Below are 9,983 nucleotides of genomic sequence, written 5' to 3'. Positions count from 1 at the left end.
TACAGCTCGACCGCTCGGATGCGGTCTTCGTATGAATACATGAACTACCTCCAGGTAGTCCAAGATTTCCGCCGCATCCCTTTCACTGGGCTGGACTGATCCCTTCACTGCCAGCCCCGCACACCAAGCCACAAGCCTGGCTGCCCTTCGCCAGCTTAATCTTGCCCGACTGCAACGCCGCAACCGCCGCCGCTCCGCTGAGGTCCGCCGCCAGACCCAGTTCGAACCAGAGCCAGCGTGAAGCAGTGAGCATCTCTTCATCGCTGACCAGCACGATCTCGTCGATGGCATTACGCATCAGATCGAAGACCTTCTCGTCCGTCCGACCGCACGCCAAGGTCGCGACACGGGTGGTCACGGCGGGCAGTCGCACGACTTCGCCGGCTTGCAGGCTGGCATGCAGCGTCGGGGCGCCAACCGCTTCGATACCGATAATGCGCACCGACGGTTTCAGCGCTTTGAGAGCGGTGGCGATCCCGGAGATCAGACCGCCGCCACCGATGGCGACTAGAATCACCTCCAGCTCGGGCAATTGCTCAAGGATTTCCAGTGCCACCGTGCCTTGACCCGCCACCACTGCCGGGTCGGCGAACGGGTGGAAATACGCCGCTTGATGATGCGCCGCGAACTTCAGGGCCTCTTCGCTGGCCTGGTCCCAGACATCACCGACCACTTTGACGTCCGCGCCCCAGGCCGCCAGCTTCGCCAGTTTTGCCGGCGTGATGTTGCGCGGCACGAATATCGTCGACGGCACGCCCGCGACGCTCGCCGCCCGCGCCGTCGCCAGTCCGTGATTACCGCCAGACGCGGTCACGATGCCGTTGCGCATCTGCTCGGTGGGCGTAGTCAGTAAGCGGTTGGTGGCGCCACGCACCTTGAACGATCCGGTGGGTTGCAGGCATTCGAGCTTGAGCCACAGATCGGCTTCGGTCACCGGTTCACGCAAGGCCGAGGCCAGCAGCAAGGGCGTTTTACGGAGGTAGGGCGCGATGCGTTGTGCTGCGTTTTCGATGTCGATCAGATTGATCATGGCTTCACCCGGGAAGTTTACGTAATCGATTGCGTGATATGTTCATCTCAACATACAGTGGCATCGCCTGGCAAGGGCGGACCTAGATCTTCCCGGCCTCAACTTCTTTTCCGGAAAACCTCAATGGACGACATTCGCTTTTACGATCCGCGTCAGGGGCCCTTCTGCGCGTTGAGCAATCTGCACCCGCGCGCCCTGCATTTCGAAGGCCTGCTGTATGCCACGCCGGAGCATGCGTATCAGGTATTCAAAGCGGTGCCTGAAGTCCGGGGCTGGCTCATGGCTGCGCCGACGCCGGAGTTGGTGGCGGCGGCGGGGGATGCGCTGACCGAGGAGCATACCGTCGCCGACTGGGCGCAGATTCAGCTGCCCTTGATGCGCCGGATCGTACGCGCCAAGTTCGATCAGGATGTGGACCTGCGCGAGCTGCTGATCAACACCGCAGGCGTACGGCTGGTCGAATGGTCGCCGGACGACAGTGACGTGGCGCGCTATTGGGGAGAGTTCGAGGGCGAGGGCGAAAACCAGCTGGGCAACATGCTTATGGCGCTCCGCGACGAGTACATCGCCAAGGCCCGCTGATCGCCAGTTTCGCCCCCGCTGAAAGCGTTAGCTCAGGCGATAGGTACGGATCGCGTTGTCCCGATAGAACTGCTGCCGTTCGTGTTCCGAACAGCCGCTAAGAATCTCGTCCATCACCTGCACCCAAGGCAGGTAAGCGCTGGCCAGGTTCAGCACCGGCCAGTCGCTCGCGAACAGCACCCGCGAGAAACCGAAGCACTCGATGGCGTGTTCGATGTACGGGCGGATCTGCGCCAGCGTCCAGTTCCGGTGATCGGCTTCGGTGGTCACGCCGGTGATCTTGCAGACCACGTTCGGACGCTCGGCCACTGCACGCATCTGATCTTCCCACGGTTGCCGCACGCCGGCCGCAATGCCCGGTTTGGCGATGTGGTCAAGGACGAATTGCACGTCGGGGCACCGGTCGATCAACTGCGTGGCGCTCGCCAGTTGTTGATGTTTGATGCAGATGTCGAAGCTCAGGTTGCGCAGAGCCAGTTGCTGTACGCCCTCGATGAACGCCGGTTGCAGGCAATAGTCGGCGGCGGGGTGGTACTGAATGAGTCGACGCACGCCACGTAAAAGCCCTATTTCGCTCAGCCGGTCCAGTTCGTCGTTGACAGCTCCGCCGCGCTCGATGGCCGCCGAGGCGACGATGCCGTGTATCGCCGGTTCCGTCATCGCCAGTTGCTCGACGAATCGTGCTTCCGCCAGTTCTTGGCCGGGCACGACGTCGACCTCCACGAACACCTGCTTGTCAACCACGACGCCTGCGCTCGCGGCGGCAAAATCCTCTGGCAGATACCAGCCTTTGATCGCCGGCACCGTATCCAGCCAAGGATAGTCCAGCTGCGCGGGATCGTAGTAATGGACATGGGAGTCGACAATCGGGAATGACGGCATTTCAACCCTCCGGGGCTTACAGTTCAGGCAGCTATGATTTGCGCGGCGCAGCGGTACTGGCGCGCACGATGAATTCGGTTTCCAGAATGACCCGCGCTGACGCCAGCACGGCGTCGGCGGCAAAACGTTCGAGCAGACGCTGGGCGGCGATCTGTCCCAACCGATAAGCAGGTTGCGCGATGGCGGTGATCGCCGGCTTGAAAATCGGGTACCACTCCATGTCATCGAAACCGATGAGCGAGAGGTCGTCGGGAATGCGCAGACCGGCTTCGAGAATCGCCGTGATCGCCCCGGTGCTCATCAGGTTGTTGGTTGCGAAAACAGCGGTGACCTTGCTCGGTCTGCCAAGCAATGCCTGCACGGCCGAGTGACCGCCTTCGTAGGTTGAATCACCGTTGAGGGTGAGTTTCTTCGGTGGCTTCAAGCCCCGCTGCGCGAATGCGGCGTGATACCCGGCCAACCGTTCCTGGTCGAACGATGCCTGCAACTGACCGGTGACGATGGCGATCTCGCGGTGGCCGAGGGCGAGCAGATGTTCGACCGCCTTCTGCGCGGCGAGCTGGTTGTCGATCAACACGGTGTCGATGTCGACGTCTTGCAGCTCCGAGTCCACCAGCACGATGCGCATGCCCCGCGCCACGGCATCACGGATGTGTTCACCGTTGGCCGCCGAGCTGGCCATGATCACGGCATCCACTTGTTTCTCGGCCATCAGCCGCAGCAAGCGTTCTTCTTCGGTAACGCTGTTGCCTGAGTTGGCGAGCAGGACGCTGATGCCATTGGCGCTCAGGGTCTGTTCAACGCCGCTGGCCAGCCGCCCGAAGAAAGGGTTGGCGACGTCTGCCAGGATCAGCCCGACCGACGATGAACGCTCCTTGCGCAAGCTCGCGGCAACCGAATTGACCACGTAGCCCAGCTGCGCAGCGACTTCGCGCACGCGCTCGGCGGTCTCGTCGGTGGTCGCGCCCTTGAATCCCGCCAGTACGCGCGACACGGTCGCCGTGGACACCCCCGCTTCACGAGCGACGTCTTGCATGGTGGGTTTTTTATGAGTCTTCACGCGGTTGTTCCTTTACTGATGCTGCGAGGGCCGAGCACGGGTTTTAGCGGCAGCCGAGTGCCCGGAGGTAAAAAGTCTTTTCGAAATCACTTGACGCTGTGCCAGCACGGCCACTATAACCTGATTAAGGTAATCGATTACGTAAATCGATTACCTAATAAGTCTACGATATTTCCGAGGCGCTCGAAATGCACACACCGCAGCAGGATTCGTCCGCACCGTTGAGCAAGCAGTCCATGGGGGCAGCGGCAGTTGAGGCGGGACGCAGAGAACCCGCGCTTGAAGCGATCAACATCGTCAAGAACTTCGGTTCGTTGCAAGTTCTGCGTGACGTTTCGATGACCCTGTATCGCGGCGACATCACCGCTGTGGTAGGCGATAACGGCGCTGGCAAGTCGACCTTCATGAAGGTCCTCAGCGGCGAGCACATTCCGGATGGCGGCCAGTTGTGCGTCAACAACCGCGAGGTGCAGTTGCGGTCGACCCAGGACGCGCAGTCCTACGGCATTGAAACGGTGTATCAGGACCTTGCCCTGGCCCCGGATCTTTCGGTCGCGGAAAACGTGTTCCTTGGTCGCGAGATCAAGGCGCCGGGCTGGCGCGGCCAGATCGGCATGCTTGATCGCCAGCTGATGCTCGAGGAGTCGACGCGCATCCTCACCGAACTGGGCGCCAAGCTGAAATCCTATCGTGCGACCACGCAAAGCCTTTCGGGCGGACAGCGGCAGGGCGTCGCCATCGCTCGCGCGATCAAATGGGCACAGCACGCGATCCTCATGGATGAACCGACTGCAGCCCTTGGGACACGGCAGCGGGACATGGTGTACGCCGCCATCCGTGCAGCTGCCGGGCGCAACCTGGCTGTCCTGCTGATCTCCCACGATTTGCCGCAAGTGCTTGAACTCGCCGATCGCATCATCGTCATGCGCCAAGGCACCGCCGTTGCCAACCTCAACCCCGCCGAAGTCACTGTCCGCGATGTCGTCGACGTGATGCTCGGCGCGAAGGGCGCATGAACATGAATCACAGCTCAAGCCAAGAGGCGCTTTCCGTGAACACACCTACTTATGACGACGGCTCGACCTGGTTTTCGCGGCTGCGCGAAGCCACTGCATTCTGGATGTTTCTGATCCTGCTCGGGCTGGTCGTGCTGTTCTCGCTGATCTCGCCGAACCACGCCTTCCTCAGCGTGAACAACTTCTTCACCATTGCGCTGAACGCCTCGCAGTTGGTGTTGCTGGCGGTGGGCATGACTTTTCTGCTCGGCGCCCGTGAGTTTGATCTCTCGGTGGGCGCGAACGTGGTGCTGTCGTCGATTCTGGCGGCGCGCACCATCACCTCGCTGGCGGGCACGCCGGATGAAGTCGCTATGGGCAATTACCCGCACTTGGGCCCGGCGATCACGGCGGGTGTGCTGGTTGCCATCATTAGCGGCACGCTGTTCGGCCTGATTAACGGCCTGCTGGTCACCAAGCTGCGCCTGAGTTCATTTCTGGTGACGCTGGCAACCACCGCGATTGGCCTGGGCACTGCGCTGGTCATGACCCACGGCGCCAACGTACCGGACATCCCGCGCGTGCTGCAGACCGAGTTCGCCACCTATCGCGTGTTCGACATGATTCCGCTGCCGGTGCTGCTGTCGCTGGTGCTCGTGCTGTTGCTCTGGTTCACGCTCGCGCAGACCCGTTTTGGCGTGCACACCCTGGCGATGGGTTCGTCACCGGATGCGTCGCGCCGGGCCGGCATCAATAACGCTCGGCACTTGCTCAAGCTGTTCGGGCTGATGGGGTTTCTCTGCGGCATCGCGGCGCTGCTTGATATTTCTCGCTTCGCCACCACCAACATCGGCGGTCACCAGACCGACAACCTGCAAGCCGTGGCCGCTGCGGTGATCGGGGGCACCAGCCTGTTCGGCGGTATCGCCTCGGTGCCGGGAACGCTGGTCGGCACGTTGATTCCAGTGGTGCTTGGCACCGGCCTGGTGATCATGGGCCTGGACTCTTTCTATCAGTTGATTCTGGTTGGCCTGATCGTCATCGCGGCGGTTTACATCGACCAGCGCAACCGTCAACTCAGCATCTGAATCTACACGCAATGCTGGGCTGTCGACAGCGCACACTCACGGGCAATGAAGGTAATCGACGATGAAGACGAAGCTGGTTGTATCGTTAGCGACAGTATTACTGGGGAGCGTTTCCCTGGGGGCCCAGGCTGAAGAACCGGTGAACATCGCGTTCTTGCCAGGCCAGGTGGGCATTCCGTTTTACTCGTCGATGCAGTGCGGCGCGGAAACCGCAGCGAAGGAATTCAACGTCAAGCTGAGCTGGAGCGGTCCACCGGATTGGGACATTGCCCTGCAACAGCCGTTTATCGACGCTGCGTTGCAGCTGCACCCGCAAGGTATTGTGCTGGCGCCTACCGATGGCGGCGCGCTGATCAGCCAGGTCAAAGAACTGGAATCCAAAGGCTTACCGGTCATCACCGTTGACGCACCGCTGAACGACCCGGTCGAAACCCAGAGCATTCAGTCCGACCACTTCGCCGGTGGCGTCGCGGCGGCCAAGGCGATGGTTGGGGTCGCAGGCGACAAGGGCACTTTCCTGGCGGTCGGCATGCGTCCGGGGTTGCCCGACATCGATGCGCGCGTTGCCGGCTTCGTAGAGACCTTCAAGAAAGAACATCCGGGCGCCAAGCTGGTGCCCGTGGCGTACCCGGAAACCAGTTCGACCAAAGCGGCGCAACAAGTCGCCGCGGCGATCCAAGCGTATCCCGATCTCAAGGGCGTGTACGTAACCCATTCGGCGGCGGCGACCGGCGCGTCGGCGGCGATCATGGAAGCGGGGCTGCGTGGCAAGATCAAGCTGATCTCATTCGACGCCGATCCGCAGCAGATTCGTGACCTCAAAGACGGCATCTACGACGCGCTGATCATCCAGCAGCCTTACAACATGGGCTACGAGGCCGTGAAGCTCAGCGCTCAGCTGGTGCGTCATCAAGTCGAGAAAACCGCAGTCAAACACGACAATTTCCTGCCCTTCGTGGTCGCTACCCGCGCCAACATGAAAAACGCGGACATCCGTCAGTACTTCTATAAAACCAGCTGCAAGTAATGCCGACGGGCTGCCCGTCGGGGGCCCGTTTTTCTGCCAACCGTTAATAATCGGTGCCACGTCCGAGGACGCTGCACCGGTGCTGGAGCCAATCAATGAACGGGCGTCTCAATAATCGTGTAGCGATCATCATCGGTGCATCCAAGGGTATCGGCGCCGCCATCGTTCGTCGCTTCGTCGGTGAAGGCGCGTTGGTCGTGCTGGGCGATGTCGATGCCGAGAATGGTCAGCGGCTGGCGGACGAGCTGGGCATCGACAAGGTGTATTTCCAGCGCGCCAGCGTGGCCGATGAAGCCGACATGCAGGCCTTGGCGCAGTCGGCGATCAGCCGTTTCGGGCGCATCGACATCCTGGTGCAGAACGCCGGCATCTATCCGTCTCATCTGCTCGAAGACATGACGCTGAAACAGTGGCAGCAAGTGATTGATGTCAACCTGACCGGCACGTTCCTCGCGGCCCGGGCGTGCTTGCCGACCATGCGGGAGCAGGGCAGTGGACGGATGATTTTCACCTCGTCGATCACCGGCCCGCGTGTCGTCAATCCGGGTGTCGGTGCTTACGCGTCGAGCAAGGCGGGTATCAACGGTCTGATTCGCTCGGGAGCACTGGAGTTCGCGCGTTATGGGGTCACGGTCAACGGGATCGAGCCTGGCAACATCATGACCGAAGGCCTCAGCGCGGGTCGCAGTCCGGCGTTCATCAGCAATATGGAAAGCTCAATTCCTCTGGGTCGTCTCGGCCAGCCCCAGGATGTTGCCAATGCCGCGCTGTTCCTGGCATCTGATGATGCGTCCTACATCACCGGCACCACGATCGTTGTCGATGGCGGACAGATTCTTCCCGAAAGCAAAGACTTTTCCGACCCTAACGCTTGGCAATGACGTTCGTTCCTTCTCATCTGGAGACCCGCAATGAGTGCAGCAGACCAACTGGCCCGGCTGGGCCTCACGCTTCCTGACGTGCCTGCACCGGTGGCCAACTACCTGCCGGGCAAGCGCATCGGTGATCTGATTTATCTCTCCGGCCAGGGCCCGCGCATGCCCGATGGCAGCTATCACCAAGGCAAAGTGGGGACCGAGGTCAGCGTTGCAGATGCATACGACCACGCCCGCCTCGCTGGTCTAACGTTGCTGGCGGCCGTGCAGTTGCTCGGCGTCGATCTGGATACGGTCGAAGTGGTGAAGATTCTCGGCATGGTCAACGGCGCGCCCGATTTCGGTGCGCATCCTGCGGTGATCAACGGCTGCTCGGACTTGATGGTGGAAGTGCTTGGCGACCGTGGCCGGCATGCGCGCTCAGCAGTGGGCATGGGTTCGTTGCCCAACAACATGACGGTTGAGATAGAGGCGATATTCCGCTTAATCGAATAGCTCAGATTTCACAAGGGCTGTGCAGCGTCAGCCCGATAGCCTGCTCTATCGAGCCGGCTCCAGGTCCATTTCCTGAAAACTGGAAAATGGGGGATCCTCCCCCCGCGCCAGTTAACCATGCGCGGTTTCGGTGGGAGCGGCTTCATCTGCGAAAATTAGCGTGGTCCGCGTCGCGCTATGCCGTTGTTAACTGCCCGCTAGCTGTTCTCGGCTCGCACACGGTGTTGGCGCTGACGCCGAATTGACCCAGTGGTCGACTCGACATCGGCCTCAATAGTTCAGGTGCTCCAATGAATCGCAGACACTGTTAAAGCTCAGGAGTTAGCTTGACACAAATCACTCTTGCACTTGCGGTATTTCTGGCGATGCCAGCCAGTGCTATCGCCGACTCGCTGTCACTGAGTTGCCAACTGGTTAGGGGCCTGGCTTTAATATGAAGTCGGCCTACGTCGAGCAGCCTAGAGACTTGCGAAATCAGTTCATTAACGATGCGATAGACGCTGGCATCATCGGTCTTTTTATCGAGCCGCCGACGACTTGGCAAGTTAATCTCTCGCCTAATACTGTCTTTTCGCCGGACCAAAGTAGTACTAGCTTGAACATCACTTCGACGTCGGCCGGAAAAATCGAAGCGTATGCAAAAGATGGGGCGAAATTCTCGCTCAATCGCATAAATTCGCGCCTAGAGTATTCTGTGTTAATTGGCATACCCAACACCAACATTTGGAAAAAAGCACATGGTGGGACGATTCCGGAAACACTAGCCTATAGCTACAAATGCGTGCAGGTGCAAATGCTAGGGATGGTCTGAAGTAGCGGCCTATTTTTCGGCGACTGGGCCATCAGCGCTTTCAAAAACGGCAGCCGTTCAATCGGTAAAATCTGCCGACTACTTCATGCTTTTTGCTGCTGCGAGTGCCTCGTAGCAACCATTTCCCCCATTACGGACGCACCTCTCCCACGCCGCTCAGCAAATGTCGACGCGCCATCCACTGGTTCGACAAGGCGAACAGCGCCACCATTTGAGCAGTGTTCTTCACCAAGCCCCGGTAGCGCACTTTGGTATAACCAAACTGGTGCTTGAGCACCCGAAATGGATGCTCAACCTTGGCGCGAACCTAAGCCTTGATTTTATCGATCTTGCGTATCGCTTTGTACAATACGCTGCGTTTGCCATGTTTTTTGTAGGTGCTGCGCCGAGCTGCGCCCTGCCAGATGACTTTGCGTCCCGCATGTTCTTCGCGCTTCTCGACACCGGTATAGCCCGCATCAGCGCAGACCACGTTCTCGGTGCCGTGTAGAGTTTGTCGACTTGGGTTACATCCGCGACGTTGGCCGCAGTGACAAGCCACGGTCGCCCAGATAGCCATTGTTCACGCCGAGAATACTAGGTTTTGTACGAAAAGTCGGCAGGGTAGAATTGCCGCCATGATTGGCTGGAGGCCCGCATGGCAAAGCGTTACGAACTCTCCGATGCATCGTGGGAATTGATCAAGGATCTGGATTCTCCAGAGCAGAAAATGGGTCGACCACGCAGTGATGATCGTCTGGTACTCCACGGAATCCTTTGGGTGCTTTGCTCTGGCGCAGCCTGGCGTGACCTGCCGGAACGCTTTGGGCCCTGGTCAACGGTGTATCAGCGTTTTCGTAACTGGCGCGACGACGGCACGTTCGACCGAATACTGGAGCGCTTGCATATTCGACTGAACCGGGAAGGACTGATTGATCTGGACACCTGGATGATCGATTCCACAGCGGTACGTGCAACCCGAGCCTCTTCAGGCGCCGGAAAAACGGGGGCCTGAAGAACCGCTAGACCATGCCCTGGGACGCAGTCGAGGCGGCCTTACTACCAAGATCCACATGGTCTGCGACGCCAATGGTGTTCCCTTACGCTTCATCCTTTCATCGGGACAAGCCAGCGATATCGCCCACGCCCAACCGCTGTT

The 9,983-nt window shown here is 59.9% G+C and carries 10 protein-coding genes and 2 pseudogenes; 8 read left to right on the top strand and 4 right to left on the bottom strand.

All coding sequences use genetic code 11. The annotated features are described in order from the left end of the window. Positions 1–82: 82 nt before the first annotated feature. Complete coding sequence (locus tag CE491_RS03705) at positions 83–1,030, bottom strand: threonine ammonia-lyase (RefSeq protein ID WP_110947013.1); 948 nt, start codon at positions 1,028–1,030, stop codon at positions 83–85. A 123-nt stretch (positions 1,031–1,153) separates the two neighbouring features. Between CE491_RS03705 and CE491_RS03700 the strand changes: the two genes are divergently transcribed. Continuing rightward, positions 1,154–1,612 (top strand): NADAR family protein, encoded by a 459-nt coding sequence (locus CE491_RS03700; RefSeq protein WP_110947012.1) that lies wholly within the window; start codon positions 1,154–1,156, stop codon positions 1,610–1,612. A gap of 27 nt (positions 1,613–1,639) precedes the next feature. Here CE491_RS03700 and CE491_RS03695 read toward each other — a convergent pair whose 3' ends face one another. Then, the gene (locus CE491_RS03695; RefSeq protein WP_110947011.1) at positions 1,640–2,494 is read right to left on the bottom strand and encodes an amidohydrolase family protein; all 855 of its coding nucleotides are present in this window, start codon (positions 2,492–2,494) and stop codon (positions 1,640–1,642) included. A gap of 31 nt (positions 2,495–2,525) precedes the next feature. Beyond that, positions 2,526–3,554, bottom strand: a complete 1,029-nt coding sequence (locus CE491_RS03690) for a LacI family DNA-binding transcriptional regulator (RefSeq protein ID WP_199884976.1) — start codon at positions 3,552–3,554, stop codon at positions 2,526–2,528. Between the two features lie 188 nt (positions 3,555–3,742). Here CE491_RS03690 and CE491_RS03685 point away from each other — a divergent pair, with 188 nt between their 5' ends. The 6 genes from CE491_RS03685 to CE491_RS03660 all read left to right on the top strand — a co-directional run bounded on the left by CE491_RS03685 (position 3,743) and on the right by CE491_RS03660 (position 8,845). Then, complete coding sequence (locus tag CE491_RS03685) at positions 3,743–4,570, top strand: ATP-binding cassette domain-containing protein (protein WP_199884975.1); 828 nt, start codon at positions 3,743–3,745, stop codon at positions 4,568–4,570. 35 nt (positions 4,571–4,605) lie between these two features. Then, positions 4,606–5,637 carry an ABC transporter permease gene (locus tag CE491_RS03680; protein ID WP_199884974.1) on the top strand — a complete coding sequence of 344 codons (1,032 nt, stop codon included), beginning with the start codon at positions 4,606–4,608 and terminating at the stop codon, positions 5,635–5,637. Positions 5,638–5,698: 61 nt separating this feature from the next. Beyond that, complete coding sequence (locus tag CE491_RS03675; protein ID WP_110947008.1) at positions 5,699–6,664, top strand: ABC transporter substrate-binding protein; 966 nt, start codon at positions 5,699–5,701, stop codon at positions 6,662–6,664. A 95-nt stretch (positions 6,665–6,759) separates the two neighbouring features. Next, positions 6,760–7,545 (top strand): SDR family NAD(P)-dependent oxidoreductase, encoded by a 786-nt coding sequence (locus tag CE491_RS03670; protein WP_110947007.1) that lies wholly within the window; start codon positions 6,760–6,762, stop codon positions 7,543–7,545. A 30-nt stretch (positions 7,546–7,575) separates the two neighbouring features. Then, on the top strand, positions 7,576–8,034 hold the full coding sequence (locus CE491_RS03665; RefSeq protein ID WP_110947006.1) for a RidA family protein: 459 nt from the start codon (positions 7,576–7,578) through the stop codon (positions 8,032–8,034). A 433-nt stretch (positions 8,035–8,467) separates the two neighbouring features. After that, a complete protein-coding gene (locus tag CE491_RS03660; protein ID WP_110947005.1) occupies positions 8,468–8,845 on the top strand; it encodes a hypothetical protein in 378 nt (125 codons plus the stop codon). 130 nt (positions 8,846–8,975) lie between these two features. On the opposite strand, the pseudogene CE491_RS03655 reads toward CE491_RS03660, so the two are convergent. Next, positions 8,976–9,376 (bottom strand): annotated as a pseudogene (locus CE491_RS03655) (transposase); the annotation flags it as partial. Between the two features lie 106 nt (positions 9,377–9,482). On the opposite strand from CE491_RS03655, the pseudogene CE491_RS03650 reads away from it, so the two are divergent. Next, positions 9,483–9,983, top strand: a pseudogene (locus CE491_RS03650) (IS5 family transposase); the annotation flags it as partial.

The organism is Pseudomonas bohemica (assembly GCF_002934685.1).
Classification (GTDB): domain Bacteria; phylum Pseudomonadota; class Gammaproteobacteria; order Pseudomonadales; family Pseudomonadaceae; genus Aquipseudomonas; species Aquipseudomonas bohemica.
The sequence above is the reverse complement of the archived record's forward strand: the minus strand, read 5'-3'. Positions and strand labels throughout refer to the sequence as shown.